The following is a 17,727-nucleotide window of genomic DNA, read 5'->3' as shown; positions in this document are numbered from 1 at the left end:
GGCCATCCGCTCTGGTGTGTCAAATAATATGGACATTAGACATCGTCCAGAATATTAGCGCAAGAGTTTTTGCGGACAGGCTCTCTTCGGCTGCGGATCGTTAGTCAAGGCCGCGGGAAACCGCGAGAGTAATTTCGGCGATTTCCTCGGGGCGTTCCTCATGCGCCAGGTGGCCGGCGCTTCCCAGGGAGACGACGCAGGCGTGAGGGACGAGCAGTGCGACCTTGGCTGCGTCCGCCGGCGAAATAGTCTTATCGTCGGTCGCGGCTATCAGAACCAGCTTCGCGTCGAGCTTAGGAAGGTCATCCGCAAATTGCTTCAGATCCCAGTTGGCCATCATGCCGAGGGCGCCTGCGACGTGGCTCGGGCTTTTGAAGAGGCGCGCATAGTAATCGAGGTCTCGCGGCGCGATTTTGGATCCCGTTCCAGAGAGCACGCGTTCGACAGCCGCCCGGCTCTGGCCGCGCCACGCCATGATCTGCGGCACCATCGGTGCCGATGCGAGCAGTCGGGCGATGGGTGAGAAGAGCTGACCGACCAGACTCCCGAACGGCAGTAACGCGCCATTGATGCTGATGATTGCGCGGGGCGTGAGCAGGTGATCGATCGTCGCGCGGATGCCAACGGCGGCGCCCGCAGAGTGTCCGACGATGATGTCCGGCTGCAAAGCGAGCGTCCGCATCAGGTCGCTCACTTCGCGCGCCATGCCTGCCAGAGACAATCCCTTCGCGTCAGGGGTCGATGTGAAGCCGTGACCCGGAAGATCCGGCGCAACGACGGTGAATTGGCCAGCCAGGATAGGCATGAGGCGGCGCCATGAATGTGTCGAGGCGCCGGTGCCATGCAACAGAAGAGCGACGGGGCCGCTGCCCGCAATCTGCACATGCCATTGCAGTCCGGCTGCTCTGATGAACCGGCTCGAGTTCCGGTTTGGCCAATCGGCGCCGTCGCGGTCCCAAACCAGTCCGGCGTTCACGGCCGGTAACTCTGGCCGGCTTGGGCTTTGACAGCATTCGACAGCGTGCCGGCGTCGGCGTGAGCGAGTGGCAAATACGTGGCGCCCATGGCGTCTGCAATACGCGCGACGGGCGCGTTCGGCTTCGCGGATGTATCGATAACGAGAGCCGGAATTCGCATCTTGCGTAGAGATTGCGCCGCGAGCACCGCATCCTCGGTGGCGCGCGCGCGGCCCGGTTTGCCGTCGCGGCTGAGATTTGCGCGGCCGTCAGTCAGCATGACGACGCTCGGCGCCTGGCCCTTGCGTCTCACTGCTTCGCAAAGCTCGATGGCGGCGTCGATGCCGGATGCGAGCGGGGTGCCGCCGCCACCCGGAAGATCAGAAAGATTTCGTTTGGCGCGCGCGAGCGATCTCGTCGGCGGCAGAAGCAACTCGCTGCCGCGGCCACTGAATGCGATCAGAGCTGCGTAGTCTCGGCGGCAGTAGCATTCGGATAGGAGGATTTCGACGGCGCCTTTGGCTTCGCCAAGCCGTTGCATTGCTGTCGATCCTGAAGCATCGACGAGGAATACGGTGACTGTTTCCCCGCGCTGCTTGAGTTTCCAAATGCGGAAGTCGGCTGCTCTCACGGCAATGCGATCCTGGCGCTCCGGCACGTTTGCCAATTCCTGGCGGCGAATGCGCTGCCAGGGTGCGGCTGTGCGTAGTGTTTCCACAACATTCAATCGCCCGCCCCTGCTGATGGAGCCGGATTTTACGCCGACGGGACGGCCATGCCGCGGGGAAATTTTTTTCAGGCCCTCCTTGCCGGACGAGGACCTGCTCGCTTTTGGGCGATCATTGGATCGCAAAAGGTCCAGTAGATGTGGAGGTAACGCAGCTTTGGCGGCGGCTATGAGAACGTCCCCCAGTTGGGCGGTTGCTTCGTCTTCCGGGGCATTTTCAGGCGATTGCTGCGGCGGCTCCGGTTCGGTCTCGTGCGAAGTGTCTCTAGGCATCTCGGGGAGCCTTGTGGCGCGGGGCGCCATGACCAAGCGGACAGTCGTAACCGCGTCGTCTTCGGAAACACTGCTTTGGCCAGCGAGCGCCGCGAGCACGCGTGATACCCGCAAGGCTTGAAGAACGACGTTCGCGGATAATATGCCGAGTGCCGACGCGGTATCGCAGAGCACCGAGATAATGTCGTCGGCGACGGACACCGAGGCTGCGACCTCTCCCGCCTGTGCGATTTGCTCGCGCGTGAAAGCCTCATGAGGAATGTTCGTTCTTCGGGCATATGGCAGTCTGACGTGCAGCGCCGCGCGGTCGAGAAGCACCGAGGGCGGGGACTCGTCTGTTGATCGGCCTTCGTCGAACGCGATGAAGCCGAAACGAGCCGGGGCACTTTCGGCAAACCCATCGCGTTGAAGCGCCACGGCGCCTAAATCCATTGCTGCGGCAAGGCGGCTCGCGAGTGCTGGTGTCAGCCGCTCCGCGCTGGGAAGGATGAGTATGCCGCCATCGGCCTCTTGTAGAATGCCGCGCTGCGCGACGGGTCGTCCCGTCGCGAGGGTTGCTGCGAGATCGAGACCGCCAAGCAGCCTGTCATCGTTGATGTGAATGGGAACACGGCGGACCGGCGCAGCTACAGGTAAGAGAGACAAGACGTATTGCAGCCATGTCTCGCGCTCATGCCCCGCGCCAGCCTGCAATATAACGCCGCCCGCGTGCGCTGGGGCCGACGCGAAGACGGCCGCCGCGAGCATTGCATCGGCTAACTGACTTTCGTCCGCGGCGTGCGTTTCGTCATGCACGGAATACGTCCTCGAGCGTACGTTCGATGCGTGCTGTCGATCCGCTTTCATCGAGTGGATTGCGGCGCAGCCGATGACGAAGTGCTGAGGGCGCGACCCGGCGCAGATGAACATCGGTGACGACGTCGCTTCCTTCGAGCGCTGCTACGGCGCGCGCCGCGCGCACGACCGTCAATTCACCGCGGAGTCCATCGGTGCCGAGTTTTACGCAGAGACCAGCCGCTCGCTCGAGCGTGTCTTCGGATAGGACGACCGAGGCAAGTCTGTCGCGAGCCGACTTGATCTGATCTCGTACACGATCGGTTTCGGCGAGCCATTTTTTTGTAAAGCTCGCTGGATCTCTCTCGAACGCGTCGCGGCGCTTGACGATTTCGATGCGGGTCGCGACATCCTCAGGCGCTCTGACCTCGACCGATAAACCGAAGCGATCCAGCAACTGCGGGCGCAACTCTCCCTCTTCGGGGTTGCCGCTTCCGATCAGAACGAAGCGAGCGGGATGGCGAATGCTCAGACCCTCACGCTCGACGACGTTTTCGCCCGATGCCGCCACGTCGAGCAACAGATCGACGAGGTGGTCTTCGAGGAGGTTCACCTCGTCGATGTAAAGAAAGCCGCGATGCGCGCGTGCGAGAAGACCAGTCTCGAACGCCTTTTCGCCGCGCGTTAGAGCCCTCTCGAGATCGAGTGCGCCGATGATGCGATCCTCGGTGGCGCCGAGCGGGAGATCGACGACGGGCACAGGGAGCAGTTCACTCGGGAGCGGACCATCGCGGCCGCGCTTCTGGCACTCTTCGCAACCCGAGCCGTTCGCGCCGGGGTCGCAATGATAACGGCATCCGGAGACGGCACGCATCAGCGGTAGCAAGTCCGCCAAACCGCGCACGGCTGTTGATTTGCCGGTGCCTCGATCGCCGAAGACGAGCACGCCTCCAATCGACGGATCGACCGCGCCCGCAAGGAGCGCGAGCTTCATGTCCTCCTGGCCGAGGATGGCAGTGAAAGGAAAGGTGGCTCGCATCCGGCTTGCCCCTCGAAGCGATTGGTGCCCGCGCCGCCACGGCAGATCTCCGAACGGCGCGTATCAAAGAATTGGACAGATAAAACTGTCCATATAATGGAACACTATTTTTGATCGGCCGCAAGTCCCAGTTCAAAACGCCCGCAGAATCGCATCAACCGGGCGGGCGATATGCGCCGGGCAAACGACGCAACGCCAGCGCGGGCTTAATTGCCATCGCGGTGAGCGGGGGCTGCGCGAAGCTTCGAATTCAGTGAAGCGTGCTGTTATCAGGCTTCGGTTGAAGCTCGGCGAGCATCAGCTGCAAGCGCGCCAAGCCTTCGGAAAATTCGTGAAAGCTGCAGATGTCAGCCTTCCATAAGTCTCCGATCAGGCGAGCGGCCGGAACAATAAGGGCGTGAAACAACGCTTCGAGCGTGACGCCCCGCAGCCGTCTCGTCTCAATATAGGATGTCGCTATTTTTATATCGCTGGCGAGAACCAGATGAACAAGTTCCGCAACCTCATCAGCGGTTTCTTCGATGTTTATGTCACCCGAGCCTCGGCGCGCCGATTTCAAACCGCCGTGTGCAAGCAGCAACCTCGGAATGATTTCGCCTTCGATGGTGCGCGTGAGCATTGCTCGGTGTATTTCAGGATCGAGCTTCGCTAGCTTGGATACTCGGGATTTGCATTTCTTGGAAACAATTGGTGGCTTATCGGCGCTTTTTTGCGGGACCCGATCACGGGCGGTTTCTGAGAGCCACCGTTCAGCAACGCCGCCGACATCGGATTCCCAAGCTTCGAGTTCGAACGGCTTGACCAAATATCCATCAGCTCCCGCAAGATAGCAGGCGTCAATGTCTCGGGGATGCGATGACGTGGAGAGAACGAGTACCGGTGTCCGCCGTCCGGGATCGCGGGCCCGGAGCGCCTTGAGCAACTGCAGCCCATCGACACCCGGGAGATTGAGATCGAGGAGAACGAGCGACGCCTTCAGAACCGGCGAATTGGCATCATCATCGACCAGTATCTGCAAGGCCGCGCTGCCGTTATCCAGCCGCTCCAAAGGGTTCTTGACGCCTGCAGACCGCAGGGCGAATTCAAGCGTCATGAAGTCGGTATCGTTGTCTTCGATCGACAAGATCGTACCAAGCTGGGGCGTCATGCACTGCCCTCCGGTGCAAGCGTGAAATAAAACGTTGAGCCCTCGCCGGGCGAGGATTCGACCCAAATTTTACCCGAGTGGCGTTCGACCGCTCGTCGCGTGATCGTCAGACCGGCGCCAACACCACCGCCGAATTCATCTTTGCCATGAATGCGTCTGAAAATCTCGAAGATACGCTCGCGCGCGTCTTCCGAGATTCCAATCCCGTTATCGCGCACATAATAGCGCCGCGGAACGGTATCTTCGACCCCAATTTCTATCCATCGTCGCGGCTTGTCGTTATATTTTTTGGCGTTGGTTATGAGGTTTGAGAAAATTTCGCGAACCCGGACGCGATCGCATGTGTCTTTTCCCAACGTCCTTGGACGGCGGATCTCGACGTCTTGATTGCCGATTGCATGACGGCAATCGACAATCGCTTCATCGAGCAGCTCATCCATATCGACGATTTCGAGATTGAGTTCGAGGCGGCCGGTGCGAGAATATTGCAGTAAAGATTCAATGAGATCGTCCATCCGGCGCGTCAGCTGCAAGATCGTTTCGAGCTGCTGCTTGCCTTTTTCGTCGAGCTTGCCCTCAAGGCCGCGCTTTAAAAAACTGGCTAGGAGGTGGACTCCGCGGAGCGGTTCTTTCAGATCGTGCGATGCAACATAAGCGAAGCTGTCGAGTTCGACGTTGGCGTCCGCCAGCTCACGGTTCATGCGCTCGATGTGTTGCGCCCTGTTCAGTACAACTTCGGAAATCGCCTGCCGAAGGTTGGCGGCAATCTCTTCCTCATCGGAGCGCCATGGCTCGGAACGGCCGGTCACGCTTTCCTTCCAAAGAGCAAACGAGCTGCGTGGCTGCAGACGAAGCTCGCCGTCGGTCTCGCTGACTTTTACGGGCTTCTTGGGATCTCCCGCCCACTTGACGACTTCGATGTGTTCGGGCCTGAACCACATAAGAAATTCCGGACTCTGCAGGGAGATTCTGACCGCCAGAATACCACTCGCCAGAGACTTATACGCAGCAGACGGAGGATGGATCTCCGGCAGGCGGTCGGTTGAGAAAACCGTTTGATTCTGCTCAGCAAACCAAGCCGCGAGGACCTCGAGTTCGCGCTTGGGCGGCGTAACGCCAATGGCTGAAATCTGCCCTTGGGTGACGACAGCCGCGCCGCCCGCGGAGATTTGCGACAGGAGATTTGGAGACTTGTCGGACGTGCCGAGGGAGGCGTGCAGGTCCGGCTCGCGGCTCAGCCTCTCGACGAGCTGCTCGGTAACGGCTGTCATGCGCAGGCGCTCGTTATAGCCGTCGGCATCCTCCTTCGCGCCCATCAAAAGCGATAGCATGTGCGACAGAAACTCGGCGGCCATCCGGGCCTCATACGGAACCTGCCGCGGGCTCCGGTGGTGCATTGCCGAGATCAGTCCCCACAGCTGCCCATTTTTCATCAGGGGCATGACCATGGTCGACTTGACGCCCATGTTCTTGAGATAGCTCGAATACATCACGGAAACGCTGCGCAGTATCGCGTAGCTCATATCGACGGGTTTGTGCGTCGCGGGATGAAATTCCGGATAGAGCCGAACAGGCACGTAATCGACGTCGGGCAAATGTCTCAACCAGCTCAAGCCGAACATACGCCGCGCGGGAGCAGGAATGTCGGTTGCCGGATAGTGAAGCCCCAGGTAAGGCTCGAGGTTCTGGCGTTTGGCTTCGGCAACGACGTGACCGCTGCCGTCCTCGGCAAATTTATAGGCCATGACGCGATCGTAGCCGGTGAAGGCGCGAATGCGGTCGACGGCAAGATCGAAGAAATTCTGCAGTCCGCGGGTATTTTCGAGCGCCGCAATTGTCTCACGCACATCGGAATAAAGTTGCGCGGACGAGGTGTCCGGCTGCGAGGCGACCATTTCGAGTTCGAGGATCAGCACGCCTCCGCAGCGGTGAGCGAATATGTTGACGCCGCGTGCCGAACCAGCGAACGACTCGCGGGTCACATGGACGGGGCCATTCTCGAGCGAGACGCGACGCAACCGGTCGAGCATCTGCGGTGCGTTCCGTCCGAAAACGTATTCGATGGATTTGCCGAGCAGCAGCTCGGCGGGGCGCCCGATGAAGTCGCCGCAATTCTCGCTTGCTTGGCGGATGATGTACTCGGGCTCGTCCACTATCAGCATCGCGCCATGCGGTTGCACCGCGCCAGGATACTGGACGAGCTCGCGATCGCAGTTCGAAAGATCCACGTTCTTCGCGGTTACGATCGGCACGCCTTTGCGGGTATCCGGTGCGTTCATGACCGAATCCTGCGGTCGCCGCCCCAGAAAGCGCACGTGCGCGCTAGAATGTGCGGCCCCACAAGGCGCACGGCGTTGTCCTCCACAAGTACCCTCTTTGCGGGGCTGAACTCATCGTCACTATACGTTGGTATTTTGTCAAGTCTACGCGACGGCGGAAGTCGTTACAGCTGCTGAACACTCTGGAAGCCAGCGTCGAAAAAATAAGAACGTCGCCTGCGCAGATTGAATCACGCGTTCAGCTTCAGAAGAAACGGGGTCGATTGCGTTTATCGAAGCAAGGACCGCTCTCCAAATCGGTTTGCCTTCTTCGCCATAACCCCAGAAAAATTTTGCGCCATACGTGCCAGTCAGACCGAGTTTCGTCTCGACCTCAGGCGCCATCGCGCGTGCGCCGAGCGCGGACCCTTCGAGGACATAGATACAACCCAGGGCGTGCTCAATGGTTGGGAGTGCCGGAGCTTTCGGTCTGATGGCGTTTCGCAGGTTAACAAGGTCGACGCCGATATCTGACAGATCGCTCTCAATAAGTTGTGATCGACGGCATGCGCCATAGTTAAATCCGAGGGCCGAGAAATCATGCGAGCCTAATGCGGACTCTGCTGCCGAATAGAGCGCCCAGAGGCGTGCGAGATAAGCGCAATAGCGGGTACGGGAGGAAATTTGCTCGTCGATCGCGACTGCGTGTTCGAGATCTTCGTGGAGGGTACGCGTCTCTTCCCGTAGCCGCTTGTGCAATGCCATCACACCCGTCATCGGTCCCCACCCTTTCTCCAATCAGTAGAAAACGCGCAGTATCGATCGTCAATGGCCAAGCAATTTCACGTTACGGCGAATAGCGCCATCGGGGCATACGAAAGGGCAACATGGCACGCACGACTGGACTGGAAAAGCGATCGAGCGATAAACTTTCGTGTACCATCGAGAGTCGATCTCCCGCGGACGTCGTCTCTATGATGGAGCGCGCGTAGAATGGCGTATCTTCGAGTGTTTTGACGAGCCGAGGCTTGGCTGCCGTATCGCAGATTGTGCTCCGCTTCACGCGCCAAATGGTCGTTGCCGGCAGATCGGCTCCGTCATTTGAAGGCAAATCACGCTGGCTGCCTGATTCATCGTAAAGTCTTGCAAGGCCAAAGCGATCGCCGTCGCGCGTCGTGCCGTTGTAGAAAATGGTCGTGCCGCTTGCCGTGTGCCCACGGGACCAATTCCATTGTTTGAATGCGGCTTCCAGCGGTTGTTCGCCGAAATTGCAGTCGAGATATCCGTTGCCGCTCCAATTGGTGTCCGGCTGCTCGAAGTCGACTTCGACGCGCGCTCTGGGCGCGATCGGCATCCACCAATGAAGCCCCGACGGGCCGAGCGGCGTAGCGGTCTCGCCGATGTAGGAGGGATGAACGCGAATCTTGCCTTTGAGACGCATCGGTAGTGGCACGCAGAACTCGTCAATCGCGAAGGTGAGGCAATTTCCGTTCCACGAAACCGAACTTGGGCCGATATCTAGCCGCGTAGGCGCGCGCCGAAGGTCGTGGCGCGGGCGCTCCGTCATCGACCAGCGTTTGCCTCGCCGGGTATAGAGAGCAACGTTCATCGCGCAATGATTGAGCGGATCCGCCGGCGTGTGGCGCCGGGCAAACGCGTAATACGGCGAAAAAACATTGCCGAGCATCGCGATGATTGTGATAGCGCGCTGTCCGTCATCGCTCAGCGCGTCGAGGTACCACCAGGCGTAGCCATTTGGTGGAATTGGTGCGTCGAACGCATGTCCGAGAGGATTTGTGCTGCCGCGAGCCTGCCCGAAATGGCCGCCATCGGTACTCCTGGTCCGGGGTGCACGCTTCCTCCCGCTAAGTAAAGTCCTTCGAGAAGCGTTTTCGCAGTCGGGCGCGCGAACGACGCGGCCCAACCGTGAGACGCCCGTCCGTAAAGCGAACCTCCCGTTCCCGGAAACAGTTGGGCGAAGTCGCGCGGCGTCGTCGTTACAGCCGTTTCCGGATTGAACTCGATTGTTAGGCCGCAGCGTTGCAAGAGGCCGAACGCGCGCTTTGCGCATGACTGTATCTCCGGTTTGTCGAAGGCGTGGACATCGCCCGTGGGAGGCGCGTTGATGAGGAGAAATATGCGCTCTGGTCCGGATGATCGCGCCGCCTCGCCATCACGATCCTCTGCGCAAAGATAGACAGTCGGCGCGGCCGGCATTTGCTTGCGCAGGAGGATGTCGTCGAATTCGGCTTTGTAGTCGCCGGAGAAAAAAACATTATGCCGGGTCAGCGGAAAGCCGCGAGCTTCGCCAACCACGGCCCACGTTACGGCTGATAGCGACCGCGCGCCCTGCTGAGCTGTAATGGCTTTGGCCACCTCAGGTCCGAACAATCCGCGCGAGAGCGCTGCTGAGTCGGCGTTCACGATTGTCGCGCTACATTCGATATGCTCCCCGGAAGCGAGCGTTACACCGCATACGCGGCCCCCCTTGACCGCAATGTCTTTCGCCTCGCAGCCATAACGGAATGTGACGCCTCGCGAGCGCGCCAAGCTTTCGAGAGCTTCGGCCAAGCAACGCATGCCGCCTTCGATGATCCAGACGCCCTCGCGTTCGACGTGAGCGATCAGCATCAGCGTTGCGGGAGCCTCGAACGGGGAAGAGCCACAATACGTCGCGTAACGGCCGAAAAGCTGCCTGAGCCGCGCATCGTGGAAAAAATGCCCGAGTGCATTCCAGAGCGTCGTAAACGGCGATATCCGCCAGAGGTCGGCCAGTCCCTTGAGGCCAGCGCCTGCGGTGAGCGAGAGCGGCGTCGGCTTGCAGGCCAGGATGTAGGAATTTTTCAAAGTTTCATATGTCGTTTGCGAACGCTTGCAGAATTCGATGTAGCGTCGCGCTTCGGCCTGGCCCGCAAACACCCCAATTGCATCGGCGGATTTCTTCATATCGGCGAACAGATCAAGCCGGGAGGTCTCGCTCCAGGCATGCCGCGCCAGGACATCGACGGGTTTCAGCGTTATCGATCTTTCCAGCGAGGCGCCGGCTTTGTCGAAGATGTCGTCGAACACCCACCGCATCGTGAAGACGGTCGGTCCGGCATCGAGTGTCTGCCCTTCGACCGTGATCGTGCGCATTTTTCCGCCGGGGCGCGGCGCCCGATCTACGACGGTAACTTCGCAGCCCGCGACAGCGAGTTCGAGCGCTGCAACCAGTCCGCCGATCCCGGCCCCGATGACGACGACGCGTTCGCGATTGAGCATGCGGGTCCAACATTTGCGTTGCATTGGACATTCTCAAGTGTCAATATATAGTGACACTAAAAATAGGCAAAGCAATTTTACAGTGGGAAGGCGCGATCATGAGCACGGATCAACGCATCGAGCTTTCTCTCAAGGCAACGCTTCAGTTCGCATGCGAGTCGCCCTGTCCCCCGAAGCTGCGGTCTGCAATCAACCATGCCGTCTTTCCCGGTGGGGCTCGCGTGCGGCCCCGCTTGTGTTTGGCGGTGGCGGTTGCCTGCGGCGACGACGAGCCGGAACTGGCGAGCAGCGCCGCGGCTGCAATCGAGCTTTTGCACTGCGCTTCCCTCGTTCATGACGACCTTCCGTGCTTCGACAATGCGGAAGAACGGCGCGGCCGGCCTTCGGTGCATAAGGCATACGGCGCGCCGCTTGCCGTGCTCGCCGGAGACGCGCTGATCGTCGCCGCTTTCCAAACGCTCGGGCTCTGTCTGCCGATCTCGGCACAGCGCGGGACGCGGATTCTTTCGACCGTGGCTGCGGCCGTCGGCGGCCCCTGCGGTATCGTTGCGGGGCAAGCTTGGGAATGCGAGGAGAGCATCTGTCTCTCCGAATATCATCGGGCGAAAACCGGCTCGCTCTTTTCTGCGGCGACGATCTCTGGCGCAGAGGCCGCGGGGCATGATTCGGAATCATGGCGCCGGCTCGGCGAACTTTTGGGTGAAGCGTATCAGATCGCGGACGATATTTGCGATGTCGTTGCCGACCCGGCCGAGAGAGGGAAGCCGGGAAAGCGTGACAGCGCGTTAGGGCGCCCGAATGCGGCGCAAGAGCTGGGCGTTCAGGGTGCGGTCCGGCGCCTCCGCAGTTTGCTTGCCGACGCTACGGATTCCGTTCCGCCCTGTCCGGGTAGCGACGCGCTGCGCGTCCATATCGCCAGATCCGCGCTTCCGTACCTGCCGAAAGAGCTGCTTGTCGCCGCTTAGTGAGCCGCTATGCTGAGCCTGGGTCGTGCCGTGGCGCCATTCTGGGAAAACGACACGGTTCAAGCAGTGATCGATCGCGTGCTCTCGTTGCGCGATCGGATGTATGCGAGTGCCCGTTTTCAAAGCGCGGCGGCTTCGTTTTATCCTACTCGTTTGATTGCCCGGCGGCGCGCTTATGACCTCTTCGACATTTGCGCGGGGTTCGTTTATTCGCAGATCCTCGCCGCTTGTGTTGAACTGGGTATCTTCGGCATTCTTCGGGAAGCGCCGCTCGATTTGCCATCGCTTGCGCGGCGTTGCGGGTTGCCCATCGACGCGGCTCAACGGCTGGCCGACGCGGCCGTAGCGCTCCGGCTTTTGGAGAAGCGGTCGAAGGGGCGTTACGGACTCGGAGCCCTCGGGGCCGCAGTCGCTGGAAATCCCGGCGTTGCTGCGATGGTTGGGCATCATCGGCACCTCTATGCGGATTTGCTCGATCCAGTTTCGTTGTTACGGCGATCAGCCAAGCCCACTGAACTCGGCAAATATTGGCCCTATGCTGCAACTCGGCAGCCTAGCGATCTGAGTTCCGAGGAGGTCGCGGGTTATAGCGCGTTGATGGCATCATCGCAGCCCATCGTCGCCGACGAGGTTCTCGATGCTTATCCGTTGCAGCGCTGCCGCTGCCTGCTCGACGTCGGCGGCGGCGAGGGGACGTTCCTCGCAGAGGCGGCAGCGCGTTTCCCACATTTGCAGTTGATGCTCTTTGATATCCCGGCCGTCATCGAGCGTGCGAAAGTTCAGCTCGAGCGGCGAGGGCTTGGCCCTCGAAGTAAAATTTTCGGGGGTGATTTTTTTAGTGATCCTCTGCCGAAAGGCGCGGACGTCATTTCGCTGATCAGGATCGCTCTCGATCACGACGATCAAAAGGTGCTCACGCTGCTCAGGTCGGCGCATGCGGCTCTCGGCGCTGGCGGAGTTCTGTTGATCGCCGAGCCGTTGCCCGATATGGGGCACGAACCGATGGCATCGGCTTATTTCGGGTTCTACCTGATGGCCATGGGGCGCGGGCGCGTGAGAACGCGGGAGGAATTCACAAATCTCTTGATCGAAGCAGGGTTCAAAAATGTTCGCTTTTGCAAGGGTCGGCGCGTGCTGCAAACCGGCGTCGTCATCGCGACCGCGTAAGAAGTGTAATTTTAATTTGACACAAGATGATGTTCAAGTAGATTGACACAAGAAGGGGCCGCGGCGAATTTGCGGCCTCGCAGAGTGGGTCATCACATGGACGCCCTCGCGGTCGTTTTGGAAAAGCCAGAGCAGTTGGTGCTCAGCCGGCTTGCTCTTGCTGCCGCGGGAGACGAAGACGTGGTGGTCGACGTCGATTGGAGCGGCGTCAGCACGGGAACGGAGCGCCTCCTGTGGTCAGGGCGCATGCCACCATTCCCCGGCCTCGGATATCCGCTCGTCCCGGGATATGAATCCGTCGGCCGCGTTTTCTCAGCGGGCAATGCGTCGGGCCTGAGTGTCGGCCATCGTGTATTCGTGCCGGGCGCGCAATGTTACGGCAACGTTCGCGGACTCTTCGGAGGCGCCGCGTCGCGTGTCGTCGTCCCGGGCCGGCGTGTTATCCCGATTGACGAGACGCTCGGTGAGCGGGGCGTCCTTATCGCCCTGGCCGCCACGGCCTACCATGCAATCCATGATGCAGCTCCACCGGATCTGATCGTCGGGCATGGGGTGCTCGGGCGCCTGCTGGCGCGCATTACGCTCGCGCTCGGCAACGAGCCGCCCGTCGTCTGGGAAGTCAACGAACAGCGCCGAACGGGAGCCGACGGCTACGAGGTTGTCGCTCCGGACGACGCTCATAAAGGCTTTCATGCCATCTACGATGTCAGCGGTGATGCGAAGCTGCTCGACACGCTGATTGGACGTTTGTCGCCGCAAGGCGAAGTTGTTCTCGCCGGATTTTATGCCGAGCCTCTGTCGTTTGCGTTCCCGCCCGCCTTCATGAAGGAGGCGCGCATTCGCGTCGCCGCCGAATGGCGTCCGGAAGATATCGTGGGCGTGACTAGGCTGATCGATGACGGGCGCTTGGGCCTCGATGGCCTGATCACGCATCGCATGGCTGCCGAAGATGCGAGCGCGGCGTACCGCACAGCGTTCAACGATCCTTCGTGCTTGAAAATGATCTTGGATTGGAGAGCGTCATGAGCGGTTGCGGAAGCGCGGCTTCGTCCGGTCACAGCATGCAAGATTTTCTCCGTGCCGAGGCGGCGATTGAGCCCGATCCAGTCGTCACGACGACGCCGACGAAAGAAACACAGATCATCGCCATTTACGGAAAGGGCGGAATTGGCAAGAGCTTCACTCTCGCCAATCTCTCCTACATGATGGCGCAGCAAGGAAAGCGCACGCTGCTCATCGGCTGCGATCCGAAAAGCGATACGACGTCCCTTCTTTTCGGCGGCCGTGCCTGCCCGACTATCATCGAAACGTCATCGAAGAAGAAGCTCGCCGGCGAAGATGTCAAGATCGGCGACGTGTGCTTCAAGCGTGACGGCGTTTTCGCCATGGAACTCGGCGGTCCGGAAGTCGGACGCGGGTGCGGCGGACGCGGCATTATTCACGGTTTCGAACTGCTCGAGAAACTCGGGTTCCATGAATGGGGGTTCGACTACGTCCTTCTCGATTTCCTTGGCGACGTCGTGTGCGGGGGCTTCGGCCTGCCGATCGCGCGTGATATGTGCCAGAAAGTGATCGTCGTCGGATCCAACGATCTGCAGTCGCTCTACGTCGCGAACAATGTCTGCTCGGCGGTCGAATACTTCCGCAAGCTTGGTGGCAATGTCGGCGTCGCGGGCATGGTCATCAACAAGGATGACGGAACGGGCGAAGCGCACGCCTTCTGCAAGGAAGCGGGCATCCCGATACTGGCTGCCATTCCAGCGCACGACGACATTCGCAAGAAGAGCGCCAACTACGAGATCATCGGGCGCCCCGGCGGCCGCTGGGCACCGCTGTTCGAAGAGCTGTCGCTCAATGTCGCGGAAGCGCAGCCGCTGCGGCCGAAGCCGCTGACGCAGGATGAATTGCTCGGGCTGTTCTCAAGCGAACACACCGGCCGCGACGTCGTCCTTCAACCAGCTTCGCTCGAAGACATGTGCGGCGGGAGCGTCGCCGAGAAGCCGTCACTCGAAGTCATTTACGAGACCGTCTGATACCGCTCGAAAAGAAGTGCGCAATGGCAGTGTCCGAGCACGAAAATTTCGCAAGACGCTCGACTTCGGAAGTCGTCTACGACGAGCTTTCCGGGGCTCACCCATTGGACGGTGGCGCGGTTCTGTCAGAGCCGGATAACGGTCCTGTGCCTGATATGCCTGCGGTGAAGGGCGACGGTTTGGGTTGCCATGCGGGCAAGGCCGAGATGCGCCGGGCCGCCGATGCGGCCGGTAAATCCGAAACGCTGGCGCGATATGCGGCCGACTATCCGCAAGGGCCGCACGATCAGCCGCAAAGCATGTGCCCGGCGTTCGGATCGCTGCGCGTCGGCCTGCGGATGCGGCGAACGGCGACGATTCTCTCGGGTTCGGCGTGCTGCGTCTATGGCCTGACGTTCACATCGCATTTCTATGGCGCGCGGCGAACCGTCGGTTACGTGCCGTTCAACTCCGAGACCTTGGTCACGGGGAAGCTTTTCGAGGACATTCGCGAAGCGGTTCACAACATCGCCGATCCCGAGAAATACGACGCCGTCGTCATCATCAATCTCTGTGTGCCCACGGCGTCCGGGATTCCGCTACAGCTTCTTCCGAAGGAGATCGACGGCGTCCGCATCATCGGCATCGATGTGCCGGGCTTTGGCGTTCCGACCCACGCAGAGGCGAAGGATGTTCTCGCCGGCGCGATGCTCAAATATGCCCGGACCGAAGCTGAGAATGGTGCGGTGAAGGCACCGCGGACCGGTCGCAGCGCCAAGCCGACGATTGCACTGCTCGGCGAGATGTTTCCTGCTGATCCTGTTGGTATCGGCATGCTTCTCGAACCACTCGGCCTCGCCGCCGGACCGGTCGTGCCTACACGCGAATGGCGCGAACTCTATGCCGCTCTCGATTGTGCAGCGGTGGCGGCAATTCATCCATTCTATGCGGCATCCATTCGCGAATTCGAGACGGCGGGCCGGCCGATCGTCGGGTCGGCGCCGGTTGGCCGCGACGGCACAGCGGCTTGGCTCGAGGCAATCGGCAAAGCCTGCAACGTCGCGACCGAGAAGATAGATGCAGCCAAGTCGCGCGTTCTGCCGATGATTTCCGCGGCACTTGCGAAGATGCCGATCAAGGGACGTGTGACGCTCTCGGGATACGAAGGCTCCGAACTCATCGTTGCGCGCCTCCTTGTCGAGAGCGGCGCCGACGTGCGCTATGTGGGCACCGCGTGCCCGCGCACCGCCTGGTCCGAAGCCGATCGCGAATGGCTCGATGCCAAGGGCATAACCGTCACTTATCGCGCGTCGCTCGAGCAGGACCTCGCCGCGCTTCGGGAATTCCAGCCGGACCTCGCCATCGGCACGACTCCGGTTGTGCAGAAGGCCAAGGAGATGGCGATCCCGTCGCTCTATTTCACGAACTTGATTTCGGCGCGGCCCTTGATGGGGCCGGCGGGCGCGGGCTCGCTTGCTGCAGTCGTCAACGCCGCGCTCGCGAACAAATCTCGCTTCGATACGATGAAAGAATTTTTTGAAGGTGTGGGACGCGGCGCGTCGGCGGGCGTCTGGCAAGAGACGCCAAAGGACAACTTGCAATTCCGCGAGGAATACAAGCGCCGCCTCGACAAGGAAGCCAAGAAGCGCAAAGCGGAGGAGATGATCTGATGCTCGTCTCCGATCATGATCGCGCCGGCGGCTATTGGGGCTCTGTGTACGCTTTTACGGCGATCAAGGGTCTACAAGTCATTATCGACGGCCCGGTCGGCTGTGAGAACCTTCCCGTAACGTCGGTGCTCCATTACACGGATGCGCTGCCCCCGCACGAATTGCCTATCGTGGTGACGGGGCTGTCGGAAGACGAACTCGGCCAGCACGGCACCGAGGCGGCAATGAAGCGGGCGCACAAGTCGCTCGATCCGTCGCTGCCGGCGGTCGTCGTCACCGGATCGATCGCGGAAATGATCGGCGGTGGCGTGACGCCGGAAGGAACGAACATCAAGCGCTTCCTTCCGCGCACGATCGACGAGGATCAATGGCAGAGCGCCAACCGCGCCATCAATTGGCTATGGACTGAATACGGGCGGAAAAAAATTCCGGCGCTCAAGCCACGGGCGGAGGGGCAAAAGCCGAAGGTCAATATCATCGGTCCGATCTACGGCACGTTCAATATGCCAAGCGATCTCGCCGAGATCCGTCGCCTGATCGAAGGGATTGGTGCGGAAGTCAATGTGGTCTTCCCTCTTGGGTCGCATCTGGCGGACGTTCCGAAACTCGCCGATGCCGAGGTCAACGTCTGCATGTATCGCGAGTTCGGACGGTTGCTGTGCGAGACGTTGGAGCGTCCCTATCTGCAGGCGCCGATCGGACTGCACTCGACGACGAAGTTTCTTCGCACGCTTGGCGAGCTTCTGAAGATCGATCCGGAGCCATTCATCGAGCGTGAGAAGCACACGACGATCAAGCCCCTCTGGGATCTGTGGCGCTCGGTCACTCAGGATTTTTTTGGCACGGCGAGTTTCGCGATTGTCGCCAACGAAACCTATGCGCGCGGCGTGCGCAATTTCCTCGAAGTCGAGATGGGACTGCCGTGCACCTTTGCGTTCGCGCGCCGGCATGGTGTGAAGCCCGACAACGAAGCGGTGAGAACAGCGGTTCGCGAGAAGACGCCTCTTATTCTGTTCGGCAGCTATAACGAGCGCATGTATCTGGCCGAGACCGGCGGCCGGGCTATCTACATACCGGCGTCGTTCCCGGGTGCCATCATCCGCAGACATACAGGAACTCCGTTCATGGGATACGGAGGCGCGACCTATATCGTGCAGGAAGTCTGCAACGCGCTTTTCGATGCGTTGTTCAATATTCTGCCGCTTGGCACCGAACTCGACAAAGTCGAAGCGACGCCGGCGAAGCATCATGAAGAACTTCCGTGGGAAGACGATGCGCTTGAAGCGCTCGAGGCCATACTTGAATCTCATCCGGTCTTGATCCGCATTTCGGCGGCGAAACGGCTTCGGGATGCAACAGAGCGCGATGCCCGGCGTGCTGGGGAAACCTCAGTGACGGCAGCGCGCGTATCGCGTTCGGGCACGTTGAGTGCAGAAGGAAAAGCTGCATGACGCAAGCTCGCGCGAGCGAATTTCGGA

At 60.5% G+C, this 17,727-nt stretch carries 14 protein-coding genes; 6 read left to right on the top strand and 8 right to left on the bottom strand.

The genetic code is table 11. From position 1 onward, the window contains the following. Window positions 1–100: 100 nt before the first annotated feature. The 8 genes from bchO to crtD form a co-directional block, all read right to left on the bottom strand. Window positions 101–976, bottom strand: a complete 876-nt coding sequence (bchO, locus tag AACL53_RS11450; protein WP_339084629.1) for an alpha/beta fold hydrolase BchO — start codon at window positions 974–976, stop codon at window positions 101–103. Next, a complete protein-coding gene (locus AACL53_RS11445; RefSeq protein ID WP_339084628.1) occupies window positions 973–2,751 on the bottom strand; it encodes a magnesium chelatase subunit D in 1,779 nt (592 codons plus the stop codon). Before AACL53_RS11445 ends, bchO begins: the two co-directional genes overlap by 4 nt. After that, window positions 2,744–3,769 (bottom strand): magnesium chelatase ATPase subunit I, encoded by a 1,026-nt coding sequence (bchI, locus tag AACL53_RS11440; protein ID WP_339084627.1) that lies wholly within the window; start codon window positions 3,767–3,769, stop codon window positions 2,744–2,746. Before bchI ends, AACL53_RS11445 begins: the two co-directional genes overlap by 8 nt. A gap of 250 nt (window positions 3,770–4,019) precedes the next feature. After that, window positions 4,020–4,916 (bottom strand): response regulator, encoded by an 897-nt coding sequence (locus tag AACL53_RS11435; RefSeq protein WP_339084626.1) that lies wholly within the window; start codon window positions 4,914–4,916, stop codon window positions 4,020–4,022. After that, entirely contained in the window at window positions 4,913–7,195 is a 2,283-nt protein-coding gene (locus tag AACL53_RS11430) for an ATP-binding protein (protein ID WP_339084625.1), read from the bottom strand. The genes AACL53_RS11435 and AACL53_RS11430 overlap by 4 nt, the downstream gene beginning before the upstream one ends. A gap of 144 nt (window positions 7,196–7,339) precedes the next feature. Further along, on the bottom strand, window positions 7,340–7,951 hold the full coding sequence (locus AACL53_RS11425) for a biliverdin-producing heme oxygenase (RefSeq protein WP_339084624.1): 612 nt from the start codon (window positions 7,949–7,951) through the stop codon (window positions 7,340–7,342). Between the two features lie 70 nt (window positions 7,952–8,021). After that, window positions 8,022–8,627, bottom strand: a complete 606-nt coding sequence (locus tag AACL53_RS11420) for a hydratase (protein ID WP_339084623.1) — start codon at window positions 8,625–8,627, stop codon at window positions 8,022–8,024. 269 nt (window positions 8,628–8,896) lie between these two features. Further along, window positions 8,897–10,459: a 1-hydroxycarotenoid 3,4-desaturase CrtD gene (gene crtD, locus AACL53_RS11415; protein WP_339084622.1), complete on the bottom strand. Its 1,563-nt coding sequence runs from the start codon at window positions 10,457–10,459 to the stop codon at window positions 8,897–8,899. Between the two features lie 74 nt (window positions 10,460–10,533). Between crtD and AACL53_RS11410 the strand changes: the two genes are divergently transcribed. The 6 genes from AACL53_RS11410 (at window position 10,534) to bchZ (ending at window position 17,700) form a co-directional block, all read left to right on the top strand. Next, window positions 10,534–11,400 (top strand): polyprenyl synthetase family protein, encoded by an 867-nt coding sequence (locus tag AACL53_RS11410; RefSeq protein WP_339084621.1) that lies wholly within the window; start codon window positions 10,534–10,536, stop codon window positions 11,398–11,400. Between the two features lie 9 nt (window positions 11,401–11,409). Further along, on the top strand, window positions 11,410–12,567 hold the full coding sequence (locus tag AACL53_RS11405) for a methyltransferase (protein WP_339084620.1): 1,158 nt from the start codon (window positions 11,410–11,412) through the stop codon (window positions 12,565–12,567). A 96-nt stretch (window positions 12,568–12,663) separates the two neighbouring features. Then, window positions 12,664–13,593: a chlorophyll synthesis pathway protein BchC gene (bchC, locus tag AACL53_RS11400; protein ID WP_339084619.1), complete on the top strand. Its 930-nt coding sequence runs from the start codon at window positions 12,664–12,666 to the stop codon at window positions 13,591–13,593. Then, the gene (locus tag AACL53_RS11395; protein WP_339084618.1) at window positions 13,590–14,600 is read left to right on the top strand and encodes a chlorophyllide a reductase iron protein subunit X; all 1,011 of its coding nucleotides are present in this window, start codon (window positions 13,590–13,592) and stop codon (window positions 14,598–14,600) included. The genes bchC and AACL53_RS11395 overlap by 4 nt, the downstream gene beginning before the upstream one ends. Before the next feature lie 155 nt (window positions 14,601–14,755). Next, window positions 14,756–16,249, top strand: coding sequence for a chlorophyllide a reductase subunit Y (gene bchY / locus AACL53_RS11390; protein WP_339086930.1), 1,494 nt, complete (start codon window positions 14,756–14,758; stop codon window positions 16,247–16,249). Continuing rightward, the gene (gene bchZ, locus AACL53_RS11385) at window positions 16,249–17,700 is read left to right on the top strand and encodes a chlorophyllide a reductase subunit Z (protein ID WP_339084617.1); all 1,452 of its coding nucleotides are present in this window, start codon (window positions 16,249–16,251) and stop codon (window positions 17,698–17,700) included. Before bchY ends, bchZ begins: the two co-directional genes overlap by 1 nt. The last annotated feature ends 27 nt before the right edge of the window (window positions 17,701–17,727 follow it).

Source organism: Hyphomicrobium sp. ghe19 (genome assembly GCF_902712875.1).
Taxonomy (GTDB): Bacteria; Pseudomonadota; Alphaproteobacteria; order Rhizobiales; family Hyphomicrobiaceae; genus Hyphomicrobium_B.
Note: the sequence above shows the minus strand (reverse complement) of the source record. Positions and strands in the feature narration are given on the sequence as shown.